Source organism: Streptomyces sp. NPDC044064, from assembly GCF_056434245.1.
Genome location: NZ_JBWKFN010000017.1, coordinates 174,555 through 192,444, shown reverse-complemented (window position 1 = coordinate 192,444; position 17,890 = coordinate 174,555). Strand labels below are relative to the sequence as shown.

Sequence of the window (17,890 nt, the reverse complement as noted above, 5' to 3'; positions counted from 1 at the left end):
TTCCTCGCGCTTTGACGCCGGACACAGCAGGATGGGACGAGCAGCCAACTCAGGAGGAGGCCGGTTCGTGCCCGAGTCGCAGGCCGTGATCGTCGAACCCGCCAGAGCCACCGTCTTTCTCGTGGCCACGATCGCGCCGGGCCACGAGGAGACCGTCCGCGACCTGCTGCAGGACGTCTCCGGCCTGCGCCGCTCGGTCGCCTTCCGCGCACCCGACGACCGGCTCACCTGTGTCGTCGGCATCGGATCGGAGGCCTGGGACCGGCTCTTCGGCGGACCGCGCCCACAGGAACTGCACCCGTTCGTGGAACTGCGCGGGGCCCGCCACCGCGCCCCGGCCACCCCGGGAGACCTCCTCTTCCACGTGCGAGCCCGCCGCATGGACCTGTGCTTCGAACTCGCCAGGCTGATCCTTGAGCGGCTGAGCGGCGCGGTCACGGTGGTGGACGAGGTCCATGCGTTCAAGTACTTCGACGAGCGCGACCTGCTCGGGTTCGTCGACGGAAGCGAGAACGCCGAAGGGGCGGTCGCGGCCGACCAGGTGTTCGTCGGCGACGAGGACCCCGACTTCGCCGGGGGCAGCTATGTGATCGTCCAGAAGTACCTGCACGACATGACGGCCTGGAACTCCCTCTCCTCGGACGAACAGGAGAAGGTCGTCGGGCGGACGAAGCTCGCCAACGTCGAACTCCCCGACGACATCAAGCCCGCCGACTCCCACGTGGCGCTCAACACCATCACCGACGAACACGGCGACGAGCGCCGGATCATCCGCGAGAACATGCCGTTCGGCAACCTCGGCAAGGGTGAGTTCGGCACGTACTTCATCGGCTACGCACGTACGCCGGACATCACCGAACAGATGCTGAGGCACATGTTCCTCGGCGACGGCCGGGCCGCGCACGACCGCATCCTCGACTACTCGACAGCGATGACCGGATGCCTGTTCCACGTGCCGACCGCCACCTTCCTCGACGACCCGCCCGCCGCTCCCCGCTGAGCCCGGACCGGGCTCCGGATCAGCCTGCGCCGAGGGACACCACCAGCGCGGTCAGCTGTCCCTCGGGCGCGCGGTAGCGCACCGAGTCTCCGGCCCGGTGGCCGAGCAGCGCGTGCCCTAGCGGACTGTCGGCCGTGATCAGCGCGGGGTCCAGCACGTCCGCCAGCGCGCCGATCTGGAACGTGTCCTCGGTGCCGTCCTCGAAGCGCACGGTGACGGTGCTGCCCACCCCGACCACATCGGCGGGAGGCGGGCCCGCGTCGGCAGCCTGCCGCAGTCGCGTGGTGATCTCGTCGATCCGGGCGTCCAGGCGGTCCAGATCACCGGCGCGCTGCAACTCGTCGGCCCCGTCCGCGAGGTCGCCGACCGTGTCACTGTCCCGCAGGGTCGCCGCGACCGAATCGCGTTCGCTGCGGACGTCGGCGAGTTCCCTTTCGAGCGCCTGACGGGCGGCCTCACTGATCGGCTCGGGTTCGCTGGTCATGTGTGCTCCTCGGGCGTGGGGGGAGAGGAATGAACTGACCGAAAATGTGGATTTTCGGTCATGTTAGTCGAGGTGCTACGGAAGATCCCCCGGCATAGCCTGGGGAGGAGCGACGACCGCCGGCCTCCGTGTGCCGAAGGGGTGAGAGCCGTGGCGATCTCCGAGCACGACCAGAAGCGCCGGGAGCCCCGGGTGGGCCCCGTGCCCAAGGAGGAGCCGGAGTTCCACCCGTACCACCACCCGGCCGCCGGCTGGGGCGCGGCCAAGAGCGTGAGCCAGGTGCTGATGCGCGAGGGTGCCCTGGTGGACGGGCCGCGGGCGATCATGCGGATGAACCACGAGGGCGACGGGTTCGACTGCCCGGGGTGTGCGTGGCCCGACGACACCAAAGGGCTCCACCTGGACATCTGCGAGAACGGCATCAAGCACGTCACCTGGGAGATGACCGGCAAGCGGGTCGGCCGCGACTTCTTCGCCGCGCACTCGGTCACGGAGCTGTCCGGCTGGAGCGACTTCGACCTGGAGGACCAGGGGCGGCTCACCGAGCCGATGGTCTACGACCCCGAGTCGGACCACTACGTCCCGATCCGCTGGCACGACGCCTTCGAGCTGGTCGGCCGCGCCCTGCGCGAGCTGGACGCCCCGAACCAGGCGTCGTTCTACACCTCCGGCCGGCTCGGCAACGAGGCCACCTTCCTCTACCAGCTGATGGCGCGCGAACTGGGCACGAACAACCTGCCCGACTGCTCCAACATGTGCCACGAGGCCAGCGGCCGCGCGCTGCAGGCGTCCCTGGGCACCGGCAAGGGGACCGTCGACCTCAAGGACTGGGAGAGCACCGACGCCCTGTTCATCATGGGCGTCAACGCGGCCTCCAACGCGCCCAGGATGCTCACCGCCCTCGCCGAGGCGTACCGCCGCGGTGCCCAGATCGTGCACGTCAATCCGCTGGTCGAGGCGGCCGCCACGCGCACCATCGTGCCGCACGACTTCACGGACATGGCCCTCTTCAAGACGACCCGGACCAGCACCCTGAACCTGCAGCCGCGCGTCGGCGGCGACATGGCGCTGCTGCGCGGCATGGCCAAGGCGGTCCTGGAGCAGGCCAGGACCGATCCCAAGGCGGTGGACCGGGAGTTCGTCGAGCGGTACACGGCCTACTTCGACGAGTACCGGGACCTGTGCGAGGCAACCCCCTGGGCGGAGATCGAGCACCAGTCCGGTCTCGGCCGGGACGAGATCCTCAAGGCCGCGCGCGTGTACCGCGACGCCGACCGCTCCATCTTCAGCTGGTGCCTCGGCGTCAGCCAGCACGAGCACGGCGTCGACACCGTCCGGGAGATCGTCAACCTCCTTCTGCTGCGCGGCAACCTGGGCCGCGAGGGTGCGGGGCCGTCACCGGTGCGCGGGCACAGCAACGTCCAGGGCAACCGGACCTGCGGCATCGACCACCGGCCCACCGAGGAGTTCCTGGACCGGCTGGCCGGGATCTGCGGCATCGACCCGCCCCGCGAGCACGGCCTGGACACGGTCGGCACCATCCGGGCCATGCACCGCGGTGACGTGAAGGTGTTCGTCGGCATGGGCGGCAACTTCGCCCTCGCCGCGCCCGACACCCCGTACACCTGCGAGGCACTGCGCTCCTGCGACCTCACGGTCCAGGTGAGCACCAAACTGAACCGCAGCCACCTGGTCCACGGCCGGCAGGCGCTGATCCTGCCGTGTCTGGGCCGCACCGAGAAGGACCAGCAGCGCGGCGGCCTCCAGGCCACCTCGGTCGAGGACTCGATGAGCATGGTCCACCTCTCGGTCGGCATGAAGCGCCCCGCCTCGAAGCACCTGCTGTCCGAGCCCGCCGTCATCGCGGGAATGGCCCGCGCCGCCCTCCCCGACAGCGACACCCCCTGGGAGTGGTACGTCGAGGACTACGACCGCATCCGCGACACCATGGCCCGGGTGCTCGACGGGTTCGAGGACTGCAACCGGCGTGTGCGCCTGCCGCTCGGCTTCCGCATCAAACAGCCCGCCCGCGAACTGGTCTTCCTCACTCCTTCGGGACGCGCCGAGTTCTCCGCCGCCCCGCTGCCCGACGTCGTCCCCGCCCCGGGCACCCTGGCCCTGGGCACCATGCGCTCCCACGACCAGTGGAACACGACCATCTACTCCGACAACGACCGCTACCGGGGCGTCAAGAACCTGCGCACACTCGTCTTCATGAACGAGGACGACATGCGGGAGCGCGGCATCTTCGAGTTCGACCCGGTCGACATCACCAGCACCGCCAAGGACGGCAGCCACCGACACCTCGACGGATACCTCGCCATCCCCTACGACATCCCCCGTGGCTGCGCGGCCGGCTACATGCCGGAGATGAACGTGCTCTGCGCGCTCGGCGACTACAGCACGCAGAGCGACCAGCCCCTGATGAAACACGTCAAGGTCACGATCACACCCGGGGCCTGAGCCGGGCGGCAGCCTCAGCGGCTCATCGGCTCACCGGCTCGACTTCTGGGACGCCACGATCGTGTCGACGGTCTGCTCCGCCCCGGCCAGCCGCTGCACGCGCTCCGCGAAGCCCGGGAACTGCGAGGCGATCTTGGTGAGGAACTTCAACTCGAGCGGCGCCACGTTGAGTTCGGCGACATCACGCTCGATCGCCCGGGTCACGCCCTTGACGACCTGCTCCGGCGCGACGGTCCGCACCCCGCCGGGCGTCGGCGAGCCCGTGTTCGCGAACATCCCCAGCTCGCGTACGAATCCCGGCTGGACGATGGAGACGCCGACGCCCGTGCCGTGCAGATCCTGACGGAAGGCCAGCGAGAAGCCGCGGAGCCCGAACTTCGTCGCGGTGTACATGGACGACGACTTGGTGGCCGCCATTCCCGACAGTGACCCGACGAAGCAGATGTGCCCGCGTCCGGCGGTCACCATGGCGGGGGCGAGCAACCGCGCGAGCATCGCGGGCGCGCGCAGGTTCACCGCGAGCGCCCGGTCGATCTGCTCCGGCGTGTAGTCGAGCACGTCCCCGCTGGAGGGCAGGGCGGCGTTGGCGATGAGGATGTCGGTCCCGGCGGCCTCCTCGGCGAGGCGCACCAGATCGTCGGCGTCACCGAGATCGGCCAGGATCGTGCGCGCGCCGTAGCGTTCGGCGAGTGGCTCCAGCGCCTCGCGCCGTCGGCCGGTGACTATGAGGTCCGCGCCGCGGGCGGACATCTCCGCGGCGATCGCGCCACCGATGCCGCCCGTGACCCCGGTCAGCAGAACAGTTGCCCCAGCAATGTGCACGACTACCCTCCCGTACTGTTCGTTCGAACGAACAATAGAGAGGGTGTGAGGGGCTGTCCACCCGGACGCGGATGGAAGAATGCGGGGCATGCCGAACGACGCTCCCGCCGCCACGACGCGCCAGCGCATCATCACAGCCGTCCTGCAGATCATCGGCGAAGGCGGGGTCGCGGCGGTCACCAACCGGCGGATCGCCAAGGAAGCCGGAGTGTCGCTCGGCTCGGTCACGTACCACTTCGAGACCCAGCACGATCTGCTGCGGGAGAGCCTGCTGCACTTCGTGCGCGAGGAGGCCCGGTACTTCACCGAACTGGCCGACCAGTGCCAGACCGAGGGCATCGCGGTCGAGGACGCGGCGTCCCTGGCCGGGCAGGTCGCGTGCGGCACGGCACTGGACAGCGCCCACCTCGCGCCGTTCGAGCTGTACATCCAGGCCGGGCGCGACGAGCGGCTGCGCGAGGCCGCGGCGGAGGCGTTCCGCGCCTACGACCGGCTCGCCACCCAGATCCTCACCGCGCTCGGTGTGCCGGACGCGGAACGCCTCGCAGCCACCACGGTCGCCGTGGTGATGGGGCTGCAACTACGGCGTCTGGCCACCGGCAGCCCCGCCGAGGACCTGGTCGACGCCCTCCTGCTGCTGGCGCGGGGCTGTCCGCCCGTTCAGTGACCGGCGGCGGGCCGCAGCAGGTCCGTCGCCTGTTCGCCGATGATGTCCCAGGCGGCGGACGGGAGATCACCCAGCGCTGTCCACCGCAGCGCGCCGATCGCCTCCTCGCTGCCGTTGTCGCCCGTGGCGCTGCCGCTGACCACGTCGTACCCGTCGCGCACGGCGACACGCAGGAGCCGCTGTCCGCCGGCGTCGGTGTGCAGCGCCGTGGCGACGACGAGCGGCGGCGCTCCGCCTGCTTCGGCCGGCAGTTTGCGGTAGGCGGTGGCGACGGGCTCACGCCAGTGGATGCTCAGCAGCAGCGGCCGCTTGGCCGTCGCCTCGGCCAGGTCGATCTCCTGAACACCCTCGGGTCCCAGCACCGACGCCCGCGCGTCCAGGACGAGCGCAGCGGGCAGCAGGCAACGCAGCGTGCTGCCCACGAGGTTGCCGCCGACCGTCGCCGTCCGGCGTACGGCGCCGGTCCCCACCGAGGCGGCGGCCAGGCGTATGACGTCCGGGACCCGTTCGTCGATCCGGTTCAGCACCACGGCGGCGCCCAGCATCCCGCGTCCGATGACGTTGGCCTCCGGGAGGCTGCGCAGCGACATGGCCAGTTCGGGGAACCCGTCCCGCTGCCAGTCGGCCCACACCAGTGTCGCCCCGCCGATCGGCACGGCCCCCTCGGCCAGACACTCCCGCGCCTCGGACACGGAGCTGGGCAGTCGCAACAGCATCGCAGCCGACCTGCCTTTCTGGGTAGTTGAGCAGCGGGGCCGTGAACCGGTCACCCGCTCACAGGCATGGCGCATTCTTGTCGCACGATGCGGGGCGCACACAGGGCTCACACGAGCATGCCGGGCGTCGTCGAAACGCAGGCCGCACAGGCATCGGATACCGGCCCCCTGCGGCGAAGGAGGCGTCCCGGCTCCCGCTAAGCTCGCGCGCATGAACGGTGAGGGAAGCGACAACAGCGGTAGACGGGTTGTCGACGGGCGGTTCGAGCTGGAAGCACGGCTCGGCGGTGGCGGTATGGGCATGGTCTGGCGCGCGACGGACCTGGTGCTGCATCGGAGCGTGGCAGTCAAGGAGGTCCGGCCGCCCGATCCCGACCTCGCAGAGTACGACCCGCAGGCCGCCGGGATGCTGCGCGAGCGGGTCCTGCGGGAAGCGCGCGCACTGGCCCGTATCGACCACCCCAACGTGGTGACCATCCATCATGTGGTCGACGGAGGTCCGGGTACCTACCCCTGGATCGTCATGGAACTCGTCACCGGCGGCTCCCTGGCCGACCGCCTGGCCCGCGGACCGATGTCCCCCCAGGAGGCGGCACGGATCGGACGTGAGGTGCTGGCCGCGCTGCGCGCCGCACACCAGGTGGGCATCCAGCACCGCGACGTGAAGCCGGCCAACGTCCTGCTGCGTCCCGACGGCCGTCCGGTGCTGACGGACTTCGGCATCGCGGCGATCCGCGAGGCGACCTCCCTCACGGCCACCGGGTCGGTCATCGGAACCCCCGACTACATGGCGCCCGAGCGCGTCTCCGGCAAGGACGGCGGTCCTGCCTCGGACCTGTGGTCGCTGGCGATGATGCTCTACACGGCCGTGGAGGGCCACCATCCGCTGCGCCGCGGCACGACACTCGCCACTCTGGCGGCCGTCCTCAGCGAGGAGATCCCGCCGCCGCTCAAGGCAGGTCCGCTCCAGGACGCCCTGACGCGGGTCCTCGTACGGGACCCCGCGGCGAGGCCCGATGCCGAGCAGCTCGACCGAATGCTGACCGACGTCGCCCGCGAGCCCGAGTCGCCCACGTCCTACCAGCTGCACCCCCCGTCGGCGCCGTACGTTCCCGGGCCCGCCACGGCACCCACGGGCTTCGGTCCCGCGCCCGCGATGTCCGGGGGGCCGTATGCCGCTCCCGGGGCCCCGACGACGTCCCAGGGCCCGCAGGACGCGCGTCCTGCGTCTGGCACCGTCCTGGTACGGCCGGACCGCGGCAGGCGCTGGAAGGTGGTGGGCCTGCCCGTCGCCGGAGTGGCGCTCGCCGGGGTTCTCGTCTGGGCGGGGCTGCCCGACGGAGACTCGAAGGCATCCGGTTCCACCACGTCCGGCAACTCCACCAGCAAGTCGCCCAAGTCGCCGTCGGGCGGCGGCTCGAACGCCACGGACGTCACGCCGTCGGCGAAGGAGTCGACCGGCGCGACGGATAGCGCCAAGGGGAACTTGCTGACCCCGGCCGGCATCCGCACCGCCATCAGCGCGTTCAAGCAGCAGACCGGACGGACCCGGTTCGGGGCCTTCGTCGTGTATCCGGACTACGTCTCCGCCGACCTGATGGTGAAGGGCAGCGACACCAAGAAGGACTCGTACACCTATCGTCCCGGCCAGGGCGTCCAGAAGGGCATCATCAGCGACACGCTCAGCGGCGAGGAGAAGCCCGTCAGCCTGGACGACTTCGACTGGGACAAGGTCCCGGGCCTGCTGGCCGAAGCCGAGCGGAAACTGAAGGTCGATCACGTCACGACCCGCTACCTGACGGTGATCCTGCCGGGCAATCCCTTCGGCGACCCTGCCGGAATGTCCGTCTACCTCACCAACGCCTACGGCCAGACCGGCTACCTCCAGGCGGACGCCCGGGGCAAGGTCACCAAGGTGATGCCCAACGACGGCTGACGCGACATGTGAGGCAGGTCACATGGCGGGGTGGAACTCGAGAGACGGCATCAGCGAACAGGAGGTGACCACGACACGGCTTTCGAGGGATACGAAATGAACCACAGAGGTGAGGCGTGACGCTCCTGCCGGGCACCGCTGCCGCACTCACCACGGCAACGGAAGCGGTCGCGGACTCCGACGGCTCGGTGATCGAACGGTCCTGGCGGACGCCCGAGGCGTTCGCCCTGATCTTCGACCGCTACGCCGACGACATCCACCGCTACGTCGCACGACGTCTGGGCTCCGACACCGCCGACGACCTGATGGCGGAGACGTTCGTGATCGCGTTCCAGCGTCGTCGGCGCTACGACCTGTCGCACGCGCACGCCCGACCGTGGCTGTACGGGATAGCCACCAACCTGATCGGCCGTCACCGCAGGGACGAGGCGCGCCGGCTGCGGGCGCTGTCGCGCATGGCCTCGCTGCCCGCGGACCGGGATCTCGAAGGTCCCGAGGACGGGATCACCGAGAAGCTCAGCGCCGACGGGACGCACGGCACCCTGGCCGGCGCTCTCGCCGCTCTGCCCGCCCGGTACCGGGACGTGCTGCTGGTGATCGCCTGGGGAGAACTCGACTACACGGAGGCCGCGCAGGCCCTGGGCGTGCCCGTCGGCACCGTGCGCTCCCGCCTGCACAGGGCCCGCACCAAGCTGCGGCGGGCGCTGGGGGCACCGGATCTCACCACCTCGACCGCGCCTCAGAAGGAGACGGATCATGGATGAACTGACGATGGTGCGCGGATGGGAAGCCGACGAGCACGAGCTGTCCGGCGACGCCCGCGTAGCCGCCCGGGCCCGCCTCGGAGCCGCGATGGCCGAGGAGTCCCGCGGCGGTGCAGCCCGTGGAGGTGCGCTGAGCCGACGACTCGTGTTCCGTACCGCGCTCGTCGGCGTGACCGCGGCGGCGGTGGGTGCGACCGTCGTGGTGGCCCGTGACGCCGGGGACGACCGCAAGCCCCGGCTGGGTGCGATCAGTGCGACGGAGGTACTGCGGAAGGCCGCTGACAGGTCACGTGCCGCGGGGAGCGATCTGCCCGTGCCGCGCAACGACCAGTACTTCTACTACCGGACCTACATCCTGCGGACGCCGGTCAAGGGCGGGAAGACGAGGACGTGGACCGACGAGAGCTGGATGTCGGTGGACGGTTCCAAGCCCTCCCTGCGTGAGGAGTACGGGAAGATCCACCACGATCCGCCGCTCGGCAGGCACGAGGTGCGCTGGCCCCCCACCGTCTACTCCAAGCTCAAGGCCATACCGACGGACCCCGACAAGCTCCTCGCCCGGTTCAGGATGGGCCGGCCGAGCTCGGCCCGCAACGACATGCGCGCGTTCTTCGAAGGATGCATGCTGCTCATGGGGCCGCGTGTGATGCCCCCCGGCCTGCAGGCCGCCGCGTTCGAAGCGCTGGCGAAGCTTCCCCTGATCCGCCTGGACTACGACGAGGTGGACGTGGCCGGCCGGACCGCCGTCGGGGTCTCGTACCCCAAGACGGAGTGGACCTTCCTCTTCGACCGCAAGACGTACGACTACCTGGGCCTGCGTACCAAGGGGAGCAGTCCGAAGAAGGTGCACGGCGAGTGGAAGCAGGCCAACTGGTACTACGAGACCAGGAGTCTGCAGGACATCCAGGTGGTCGACGGCATCGGACAGCACGGCTGAGAACCTGTGGGACACAGTCCGGCAGAATGACGGCCATGAACGAGAACCAGAACACCAGTGCGACAGCTGCCGAGTCCAGGCCGCCTCTGACAGCCGCCCTCACGGGTGGCGAGCTGCTGCGCTGGTACTGGACGCTGGACGAGCTCACCGGCCTCGCCCGCACGATGGGCGTCGCGCGGCACGGCGGCAAGGCGGCGGTCACCGCCCGCCTCGCCGCGGCGCTGGACGGCCTGCCGCTGCCGGCCGCCCCGGCCCGCCGCCGCCCGGCGACCGCGCAGTTGGCGGAGCCCGTCGACGGCGGCACCGTGATCCCGGCCGGCCAGCGGTGCAGCCAGGTCCTGCGGAGGTACTTCGTCGAGGCGATCGGCCCCGGCTTCCACTTCGACGCCTTCATGCGCGACTTCATCGCCGGCAATCCCGGCAGGACCCTGGCGGACGCTGTCGCCCACTGGCATGCCACCCGCCCGGACGCGGCCCGGCCCCGCGAGATCGAGGGGCAGTTCGAGTTCAACCGCTTCACCAGCGCCTGGCACCGCGAGAACCCGGCCGGCACCCGGGCCCAGGCTCTCGAGGCCTGGTACGCCCACCGCGCAGTCCCCAGAACCCCCGGCGGCAGCTGACTGCACACACACCTTGCGGGGACGGACCCGGCCGTCTCCGCCCGGCCCGAAGGGCACGTACGCCGATGGCGTCGCGGTCGGCATCATCGAGTGCCTGCCGCGACGCCATCGCAGCGCGTCACAGGGTCGCGGTCGAACCCTCCCCGGACGCGCTGCCGGCGAGCCACTCGTCCCATCCGAGGTTGAAGTCCGCGTAGCCGTTGTCGGGCGAGGCCTTGGCACGGGTCGAGCCGGTGATCGTGATGGGGTCGCCCTGCTTGACCTGGCCGTAGAACCACTTGGCGTCCGACATGGACAGGTGGACGCAGCCGTGCGAGCCACGGGCGCTGCCGCTGCCGGGGTTGGGGTCACCCGTCGAGAAGTGCACGTAGGTGCCGGACTGGGTCAGGTGGACGTCCCAGGGCAGCGTCAGGTCGTAGTAGTTGGGGCTGCCCTTGTCGCAGCTGATGCCGACGCTGCAGGAGGTCATGTGGACCTTCTCCTGCTTGTCGATGACGGCCATGGTGCCGTTCCACGTCGGGTACTGAGGGCTGCCCGCGTTGATCGACAGGGTGCGCACCGCCTTGCCGTTGCGGCTCACCTTCATGGTGTGGCCGGTCACCGAGACGTCCGCGCGCACGTCGTCGCCGACCTTGAAGGTGTGCGTGTAGGCGCGCACGCCGTAGCGTCCGTTGCCGTTGCTGACGCCCTTCATGTCGGCGTCGATCTTCACCGTCGTGCCGGAGGGCCAGTAGTTCTTCGGGCGCCAGTCCGCGCGCCTGTCGCCGAACCAGTGCCAGGCGCCGGCCACCGGCTGCGAGGCGCTCACCTTCATGTGCTTCTCGACCGAAGCCCGTGCCTTCGCCGCCACCGGGTTGGTGAAGATCACCGAGATCGGCATGGCCACACCGACCGTGTTGCCCGTCTGCGGGGTGATCGTCTCCAGCAGCATCGGCGGGCCCGCGGGCTTCGTCGGCGACGGAGAGGAGCTGGCGCTCGGCTTGCCCGGCGCCTTCGCGTCGCCCCCGCCGGCCTTGTCGCTGCCGCTCCCACCGCCGCAGGCAGTCACGCCCACCAGCATCGCACCCGTGACCAGTGCGATCCCTATGCTGCCCTTGCGCCGTCCCACGCCCCGCCCCGCTCTCTCGCTCTTCGGCCCTGACGGGCCCGACTCCCTGTCAGACAGTGTGGACCCGGGCCTCAGTTGCACGTGTCGTGTAAAGCATGTCCCAAGAATCAGCGCCTACCACCGGATCGGGCTGCTGACACCGGTCTTCTGCCTGATTTCACTCGATTCCACGCCGACGCCCCCCATGGGGCGCACGGGTTGCCGTGGCGGAGGGGCTGGTGCGGGACGTGGCAGGCGGGGCAGTGGAGCGGGAGCAGTTGGCGGGGGCGGCCCGGGCCGCGCTGGGCGGCGGACACCGCCGAGCACGACCTGAAGGAGGCGCTGGCCCTGGTCCTCGACCGACCCCCCCTGGATCAGTCGAGGACCAGAGGATCCGGCAAGGATGCCGAACCGTGCATCCGCAGGAGCGTGTGGACGACTCCTGCGAGGCCCGACATGAGGCTGGGGGAGAACGCCTCCCGGGCCAGGCCGCCGACCGGGCCGCGTTGTTCGAGGCTGGTGAGTATCTCGCCGTCCAGGTCGGCGGGGTCGCCGACGTTCATGGACGTGAGGAACTGCCAGAGGCCGAGGTCGCCGTGGCACAGCGTGTGGCTCCAGCCGAAGCCCTCCGCCGCACAGGCCCGTGCGGCGCGGCGGGCCATGTCCAGGTGGGCCGGATCGCCGGTGCGCCGGTGCAGGTCGAGCATGCCGATCCCGATGCCCGCGCTGCCGTGGCACCAGCTGGTGAAGAAGTCCTCCTCGGCGCCGATGCGGACGTCGAGCCAGTTGCCGTGGTTCGGCTGGTAGAGGGACTCCTGGTAGGCGAAGGCCAGTTCGGCGAGGTGGGCCCAGTCGTGGCGCTCGGCCGCGGAACCGGCTTCGCTCAGGGCGAGCCGGGTCAGCGCCCAGCCGATGCCGGTCGCTCCGTGGGCGAAGCCGCCGATGCCCTCCGGGTTGAGCCGGGTCGTCCAGCGGGCACCGCTCGCGTCGACCGTGGCCAGCCCCGTCAGCCGGCGGCCGATGTGCGCCGCCGCGGCGAGCCAGCGGTCCTGCCCGGTCGCCGCCGCCAGGTTGAGCAGCGGGACGATGCCACCGGCCGCCCCGTTGAGGAGATCCACCTCGACGTCGTCCTCGATCAGACGGCCCTCCAGCAGTACCGCCCTCGCGGCGGCCCGCTCCAGCAGCCGGCTCTCACCCAGCACCCGGTGCAACGCCAGCCACGTCCACACCTGCGACGCAACGCCGCTGAACGCCCCGGCCGACGGTGTGGGGGTCCGGTCCTCGGTACTCATCAGCACGCGCAGTGCGCCGTCGAACGTCTCGGTGACGCCGGGCACCTCGGCCGCCCGCGCGGCCCGTACCTCGGCCGAGTACTCCGCGAGCGTCAGCACCACCCCTCCCTGCCCGGTGTACAGGTCGGCGGGCAGCACCCTGATGGACCATCCGGCAGGGGTGAACACCGGGCTGATCCAGGTCGCCGTACCGTCCTCGCCGCGCACCGCCCCGTCGCACAGCCGCCGCACCATCCGCGCGGCCAGCTCCCGGCGGCGCCGCTCCCGGTCACGGGCGTGCGGCTCATGGGCGGCGGCCTGCACCCGCGCAGGCAGCGACCGCTCGTTCAGGTACGCACCCACCAGCGCGTCCTGGATCACCGACTCCTCCAGCGCGAAGTCGGCGGTGCGCCAGTCCTCGACGGTGTTCCGTACGGCGGCCTCGTCGACGGTGAAGCCGAACATCGGCACGTCGCCGGCCAGGAGGTCCGCGATCTCGCCGTCGACGGCCGTGCGCTCGGTCGGCGCACCGGGCAGCACCGCGGCGTTGCGCAACAGGATGTCCCGGGCCCGGTCGACGGCCGAGGTCTCGTCGTGCAACGACGCCGGATGCCACAGCATGCGGCCGATGTCGACGTACGCCTGGGTCGGTCGCAGGATCCGGCGTGCCCGGGCGCCTTCGAAGCGGGCCAGCAGACGGTACGGATCCGCGCCGGGCCGGCGCAGGTGGGTGGTCATCTCGCGGAAGCCGGCCAGGATCCGGTCCCAGTACGCGCTCAGCACGGGGGTCGGGCTCGGGTGATTTCCGGCGGTGGGCATCGCCACCAGGTCCACCTGGAAGCGGGCCGCCGCGGTGCCGCCGTCCGCGATCACCGGGTTCGGGATCAGCGGCTGCTGGCCGGGCAGGGCCCCCACCCCGGAGATGTCCACTCCGCCGAGCGCGAACCCGGTGCCGCGCACGGGCAGCAGCCCGGTGCGCAGCACCGTCCGGCGGATGGCCGCCGCTGCCACGTCCACCGCGTCACCCCGGCCACTGGGCGGGAAGGGCGCGGGGGAGTCGAAGAGCGTCTCGGCGTCCACGATCACCGGCACCGGACCCGCGGCGATCATGTTCTCGGCATGCATGTCGGTGCCGCCGGTGAAACGCAGCACGGCCAGCCAGTGTCCCATGTTGCGGTAGAAAGCACCGAGTTCGGCATCGTCCGCGCAGTACCGGTGGTGGACGAACTCGGCCCAGCCGTAGCCCTCGCGCGCCAGCGTCCTCGGCACGCGGATCCGTTCGTCCGGCGCCGGGGCGCCGGGGAAGTCCGAGAACAGCTCCGTCAACAGCGCGCCCAGAGCCACGTCCGCTTCGGACGGCCGGGGCTTGTACATGACGCTGCCGCCGGCGAAGTCGACCCGGCTCACCGTCAGGCCGCCCCGGTGGCTGTCGCCCGCCCCGAACGTCACCGCGTGCATCGGCCCGGCAGGTCCCCCGAGCAGCGGATGCAGCAGTGCCCGGTCCGCGGCGAGCCGCTGCGCGAACCCGGCCGCGGCCGCGACCGACATCCGCGCCACCGAGGCGACCCGCCGGCCGACGCACGGGTACCGGTCGGCCAGCTTGTCGAGATAGCCCTCCGCACCGGCCTGCTCGACGAACGCGGCCCACGTCCTCGTGTCCGCCGTACCCCCGGCGTCCGGACCGGCGCCACCGGCCAGGCGCAGCGCGTGGAGTTCGACCAGGAAGAGGCGGGAGAGTTTGGCGTGCAACGACCTGACCAGGGCGGTGTGGCCGGCCTCCAGCACCACCTCCCGCTCGTCGCGGTCCAGAGCGGTCACGGCCGCCAGACGCCCTGCCAACTCGTCCCGCCACGGCCGCGCCATGCTCCGTACAGGCCCGGCGAACCACTCGGACTCGTCCACGCCGTCCGGCGCCGATCCGCTCACCTTCCACCCTCTCTCTTCCAGTCGACCGAACGAGACGCGGGGAACCGCGCGAACAGCGCGCGGTTCCCCGGCCGGGGCCCGAGGGCACCGTGGACGATCAGCAGCACCAGCTGCCGTGCGACCCGCTCGGGCTGGAACAGAAGCCGTACAGGGAGTCGCTCGGGTCGGTGAGCGCGGCCTCCGCGGCGGCGCCGCCGACGTACAGCGGCCCGGCCGGGTTGAGCTGGCCGTAGGCGCTCTCGGAACCGGACAGCCAGGCTTCGAGCACTGCCGCGGTCTGAACACTGGTCTGGGGCATCAGTGGCCTCCGAAGGCGGGAGTTTGGGGCGGATTGCCCAGCCCTGAGTATCGCGATGTTCGAACACCCGTCAGATGCGCAATCCGGCCACAGTCGCGTGGGATTCCTGATGCCTCCTGTAGGAAACTGAGGCGTTCGACGGACGGCGGTCCGCCCTCACAACATGACGTGCTTGACCTGTGTGTAGTCGAGCAGGCCGGTCAGGGAGAGGTCGCTGCCGTAACCGGAGTGGCGCACACCGCCGTGCGGCATCTCCGAGACTGTCGTGCCATGGGTGTTGACCCAGACGATGCCGGTGTGCAGTGCCCGGCTCGCACGCATGGCCCGGTCGTGGTCGCGGGTCCAGACACTCGCGGCCAGCCCCTGGGGAACGGCGTTCGCCATCCGGAAGGCCTCGGACTCCTCACCGAACGGCTGCACAGTGACGACCGGGCCGAACACCTCGCTGCGTACGATCTCGTCCTCCTGCCGGGCCCCGGCGACCACCGTGGCCCGGTGGAAGTAGCCCGGGCGGTCCAGGGCGCCGCCACCGGTGACGACCTCGGCGTGCTCCGGGAGCCGCTCCAGCAGGCCGCGCACGGAGGCGAGTTGGGCGGCGTTCGCGAGCGGGCCGAAGTCGGCGCGCGCGTCGCCCGGGCCGCCGGGCAGCAGCCGCGCGGCACGGTCGGCGAAGGCGTCCAGGAAGATCTCGTACACACGCTGGTGGACGAGGATCCGGGTGGCGGCGGTGCAGTCCTGTCCCGCGTTGTAGAAGGCCAGCGACGACAACTGCGCCACCGCGTCGTCGAGATCCGCGTCCTCGTGGACCAACACCGGTGCATTGCCGCCGAGTTCGAGGTGCAGCCGCTTGAGGTCGGCGGCCGCCGCCGCGGCGATCTCCTGTCCGGCGCGGACACTGCCGGTGACGGCGACGAGCCGCACGTCCGGGTGCGCCACCAGGGCGCGCCCGGTGTCGCGGTCGCCGCACACCACGTTGAGCACTCCGGGCGGCAGATGCTCGGCGGCCAGCCGGGCGAGGAGCGTGGCCGACGACGGCGTGGTGTCGGACGGTTTCAGGACGACGGTGTTGCCGGCGGCCAGCGCGGGGGCGACCTTCCAGACGGCCATCATCAGCGGGTAGTTCCACGGGGTGATCTGCGCGCAGACGCCGACCGGTTCGCGGCGCAGGACGGAGGTGCGGCCCGGCGTGTACTCGGCCGCCGCGGCGCCCGGCAGGTTCCGGGCGGCCCCGGCGAAGTACCGCAACACGTCCACTACCGCGGGCAGTTCGTCCGCCAGGAAGAGCGCGCGCGGCTTGCCGGTGTCGGTCACCTCGGCGTCCGCCAGCGCGTCCGCATCCCGCTCCAGGGCGTCGGCGATGCGCAGCAGCGCGGACTGCCGCCGTGCCGGAGTCGTGGCCGACCAGCCGGGCAGGGCCCGCTCGGCCGCCCGGCACGCCAGGTCCACGTCCACGCGTCCGGAGAGCGGGGCCGTGCCGTGGGGGAGTCCGGTGGCCGGGTCGACCAGCGGCACGGTGGCACCGGAGGCCGCCGGTACCTCCTTGCCGTCGACGTGGTTGAGACGGACGTGGTCAGCCACGGCGCAGCGCCTCCTCGGCGGCGGCGCGCCCGGTGCGGACGGCGCCCTCCATGTACCCGGCGACCCACTGGTCGGAGCCGCAGACGTAGAACGGCGGCTCATGGGAGCCGTGCAGCGGGCCGACCGCCATGACCTCGCCCGGCGGCCACTGGGTGACGTAACCCTGCGTCCACGGGTCGGTGCCCCACAGCCGCAGATGGCAGGCGGTCGGCCGCAGCGCCTCGTCGCCGAACATCACGGCCATCTCGGCGAGCAGTTCGGGCGTGCGCAGCTGGGGCGGTGTTCCGAGCAGGACGCCGTAGCGCTCGGGCGGGACCAGCGCGGAGAGCACGCCCTCGTTCTGCGGCCAGGTGCTGCCCAGCACCCCCTCGGCCTCGGACAGGCCGTTGAGCCCGGCGGCGCGCCAGAAGGGACGGTCGTACACGGCGGCGAACTTCGCGGCCGTCGCCTGTCGTTGCCGGTGCAGCGAGGCCAGGCGGGCGTCGCTGACCCCGGTGACGGCGACCGACCGCAGCGGTCCCACCGGCAGGGCACTCACCACGGCCGCCGCGGTGAGGACTTCGCCGGTGACGAGGCGTACCGTGCAGTGGCCGGGGCGTATGTCCAGCGCGGCGACGGGCGAGCCGAGGCGTATGCGCGGCCCCAGCTCGCGGCCCAGGACCTCGGCGAGGGTGGCCGACCCTGCCGCCAGTCGCAGCCCCTCCCAGTTGTCGTAGTCGTAGTCGCCCGTACCGGGGACTGCCGCGCTCTTGCGGAGCGCGGCCAGCAGGGAGATGCGCTCGTACGATCCTCCTGCCAGGGCCAGTTGGCCGATGTCCCACAGCCGTACCACCGCGGGTGCGGCGTGGCGGGAGCGCAGCCAGTCGGCCACGGACAGCCGGTCCAGGGCGGTCGCGTCCGGGTGGGACCAGGGATCGGCGGGGTCGACCGTGGCGGCGAGTTCGGCGAACTCCTTGCCGAGCTGCTCGTGCTGGGTCATGTCGCCGGGCCCGAACCAGTGCGGCGGGTCGCCGGCCGAGAGGCCCTCGGGTGTGGAACGGGTGATACGGCCGGGTTCGGCGACGTAGCTGGCGACCAGCTCCAGGCCCAGTTCCCCGGCGAGTTGCAGATAAGCGGTGTGGGCACGGCCCACCACTTCGCCGCCCAGCTGGACGGTACGGCCGTCGGGCGTGCGGGTCTGCTCGACCCGGCCGCCGACGCGGTCCCGGGCCTCCAGGACGAGCACGTCGGTGCCGGCGGCGGCCAGGTCCCGGGCGGCGGCGAGCCCGGCCAGTCCCGCGCCGAGCACGATCACGTCGTGATGCATCAGCTTCGCTTTCGT

Annotated in this window: 15 protein-coding genes; 7 read left to right on the top strand and 8 right to left on the bottom strand. The window is 71.4% G+C overall.

Translation table 11 applies throughout. The features are described from left to right. Nucleotides 1-67 precede the first annotated feature (67 nt). The gene (locus AC07DS_RS27135) at nucleotides 68-1,000 is read left to right on the top strand and encodes a Dyp-type peroxidase (RefSeq protein ID WP_479149324.1); all 933 of its coding nucleotides are present in this window, start codon (nucleotides 68-70) and stop codon (nucleotides 998-1,000) included. A 19-nt stretch (nucleotides 1,001-1,019) separates the two neighbouring features. Here AC07DS_RS27135 and AC07DS_RS27130 read toward each other — a convergent pair whose 3' ends face one another. Beyond that, complete coding sequence (locus AC07DS_RS27130; protein WP_479149322.1) at nucleotides 1,020-1,484, bottom strand: GreA/GreB family elongation factor; 465 nt, start codon at nucleotides 1,482-1,484, stop codon at nucleotides 1,020-1,022. A 150-nt stretch (nucleotides 1,485-1,634) separates the two neighbouring features. Here AC07DS_RS27130 and AC07DS_RS27125 point away from each other — a divergent pair, with 150 nt between their 5' ends. Further along, nucleotides 1,635-3,947, top strand: coding sequence for an FdhF/YdeP family oxidoreductase (locus AC07DS_RS27125; protein ID WP_479149320.1), 2,313 nt, complete (start codon nucleotides 1,635-1,637; stop codon nucleotides 3,945-3,947). A gap of 30 nt (nucleotides 3,948-3,977) precedes the next feature. On the opposite strand, the gene AC07DS_RS27120 is transcribed toward AC07DS_RS27125, so the two are convergent. Then, nucleotides 3,978-4,769, bottom strand: a complete 792-nt coding sequence (locus AC07DS_RS27120; protein WP_479149318.1) for an SDR family NAD(P)-dependent oxidoreductase — start codon at nucleotides 4,767-4,769, stop codon at nucleotides 3,978-3,980. A gap of 88 nt (nucleotides 4,770-4,857) precedes the next feature. On the opposite strand from AC07DS_RS27120, the gene AC07DS_RS27115 reads away from it, so the two are divergent. Next, entirely contained in the window at nucleotides 4,858-5,436 is a 579-nt protein-coding gene (locus tag AC07DS_RS27115) for a TetR/AcrR family transcriptional regulator (protein WP_479149316.1), read from the top strand. Here AC07DS_RS27115 and AC07DS_RS27110 read toward each other — a convergent pair. Further along, a complete protein-coding gene (locus AC07DS_RS27110) occupies nucleotides 5,430-6,152 on the bottom strand; it encodes an FAD binding domain-containing protein (RefSeq protein WP_479149314.1) in 723 nt (240 codons plus the stop codon). The two genes, AC07DS_RS27115 and AC07DS_RS27110, sit on opposite strands and share 7 nt — an antisense overlap. A 211-nt stretch (nucleotides 6,153-6,363) precedes the next feature. Between AC07DS_RS27110 and AC07DS_RS27105 the strand changes: the two genes are divergently transcribed. The 4 genes from AC07DS_RS27105 to AC07DS_RS27090 all read left to right on the top strand — a co-directional run bounded on the left by AC07DS_RS27105 (nucleotide 6,364) and on the right by AC07DS_RS27090 (nucleotide 10,409). Continuing rightward, the gene (locus AC07DS_RS27105; protein WP_479149312.1) at nucleotides 6,364-8,088 is read left to right on the top strand and encodes a serine/threonine-protein kinase; all 1,725 of its coding nucleotides are present in this window, start codon (nucleotides 6,364-6,366) and stop codon (nucleotides 8,086-8,088) included. A gap of 116 nt (nucleotides 8,089-8,204) precedes the next feature. Then, nucleotides 8,205-8,852 carry an RNA polymerase sigma factor gene (locus AC07DS_RS27100; protein WP_479149310.1) on the top strand — a complete coding sequence of 216 codons (648 nt, stop codon included), beginning with the start codon at nucleotides 8,205-8,207 and terminating at the stop codon, nucleotides 8,850-8,852. After that, nucleotides 8,845-9,789: a CU044_5270 family protein gene (locus AC07DS_RS27095; protein ID WP_479149308.1), complete on the top strand. Its 945-nt coding sequence runs from the start codon at nucleotides 8,845-8,847 to the stop codon at nucleotides 9,787-9,789. Before AC07DS_RS27100 ends, AC07DS_RS27095 begins: the two co-directional genes overlap by 8 nt. Before the next feature lie 35 nt (nucleotides 9,790-9,824). After that, nucleotides 9,825-10,409: a DUF6434 domain-containing protein gene (locus AC07DS_RS27090; protein WP_479149306.1), complete on the top strand. Its 585-nt coding sequence runs from the start codon at nucleotides 9,825-9,827 to the stop codon at nucleotides 10,407-10,409. A gap of 118 nt (nucleotides 10,410-10,527) precedes the next feature. On the opposite strand, the gene AC07DS_RS27085 is transcribed toward AC07DS_RS27090, so the two are convergent. From AC07DS_RS27085 to AC07DS_RS27065, 5 genes are all read right to left on the bottom strand, one after another. Continuing rightward, on the bottom strand, nucleotides 10,528-11,469 hold the full coding sequence (locus AC07DS_RS27085; protein WP_479149388.1) for a L,D-transpeptidase: 942 nt from the start codon (nucleotides 11,467-11,469) through the stop codon (nucleotides 10,528-10,530). A 401-nt stretch (nucleotides 11,470-11,870) separates the two neighbouring features. Continuing rightward, the gene (locus AC07DS_RS27080; RefSeq protein ID WP_479149304.1) at nucleotides 11,871-14,693 is read right to left on the bottom strand and encodes a type 2 lanthipeptide synthetase LanM family protein; all 2,823 of its coding nucleotides are present in this window, start codon (nucleotides 14,691-14,693) and stop codon (nucleotides 11,871-11,873) included. A 97-nt stretch (nucleotides 14,694-14,790) separates the two neighbouring features. Further along, a complete protein-coding gene (locus tag AC07DS_RS27075; protein ID WP_479149302.1) occupies nucleotides 14,791-14,991 on the bottom strand; it encodes a DUF6229 family protein in 201 nt (66 codons plus the stop codon). A 156-nt stretch (nucleotides 14,992-15,147) separates the two neighbouring features. Beyond that, on the bottom strand, nucleotides 15,148-16,569 hold the full coding sequence (locus AC07DS_RS27070; RefSeq protein ID WP_479149300.1) for an aminobutyraldehyde dehydrogenase: 1,422 nt from the start codon (nucleotides 16,567-16,569) through the stop codon (nucleotides 15,148-15,150). After that, nucleotides 16,562-17,875: a flavin monoamine oxidase family protein gene (locus AC07DS_RS27065; protein WP_479149298.1), complete on the bottom strand. Its 1,314-nt coding sequence runs from the start codon at nucleotides 17,873-17,875 to the stop codon at nucleotides 16,562-16,564. The genes AC07DS_RS27070 and AC07DS_RS27065 overlap by 8 nt, the downstream gene beginning before the upstream one ends. Between the last annotated feature and the right edge of the window lie 15 nt (nucleotides 17,876-17,890).

Excerpts from the sequence above, each read along its gene's own strand:
- AC07DS_RS27110 (WP_479149314.1), bottom strand. The coding sequence starts at position 6,152 with ATGCTGTTGCGACTGCCCAGCTCCGTGTCCGAGGCGCGGGAGTGTCTG.
- AC07DS_RS27065 (WP_479149298.1), bottom strand. The coding sequence starts at position 17,875 with ATGCATCACGACGTGATCGTGCTCGGCGCGGGACTGGCCGGGCTCGCC.
- AC07DS_RS27075 (WP_479149302.1), bottom strand. The coding sequence starts at position 14,991 with ATGCCCCAGACCAGTGTTCAGACCGCGGCAGTGCTCGAAGCCTGGCTG.
- AC07DS_RS27130 (WP_479149322.1), bottom strand. The coding sequence starts at position 1,484 with ATGACCAGCGAACCCGAGCCGATCAGTGAGGCCGCCCGTCAGGCGCTC.
- AC07DS_RS27085 (WP_479149388.1), bottom strand. The coding sequence starts at position 11,469 with ATGCTGGTGGGCGTGACTGCCTGCGGCGGTGGGAGCGGCAGCGACAAG.
- AC07DS_RS27090 (WP_479149306.1), top strand. The coding sequence starts at position 9,825 with ATGAACGAGAACCAGAACACCAGTGCGACAGCTGCCGAGTCCAGGCCG.
- AC07DS_RS27105 (WP_479149312.1), top strand. The coding sequence starts at position 6,364 with ATGAACGGTGAGGGAAGCGACAACAGCGGTAGACGGGTTGTCGACGGG.
- AC07DS_RS27115 (WP_479149316.1), top strand. The coding sequence starts at position 4,858 with ATGCCGAACGACGCTCCCGCCGCCACGACGCGCCAGCGCATCATCACA.
- AC07DS_RS27095 (WP_479149308.1), top strand. The coding sequence starts at position 8,845 with ATGGATGAACTGACGATGGTGCGCGGATGGGAAGCCGACGAGCACGAG.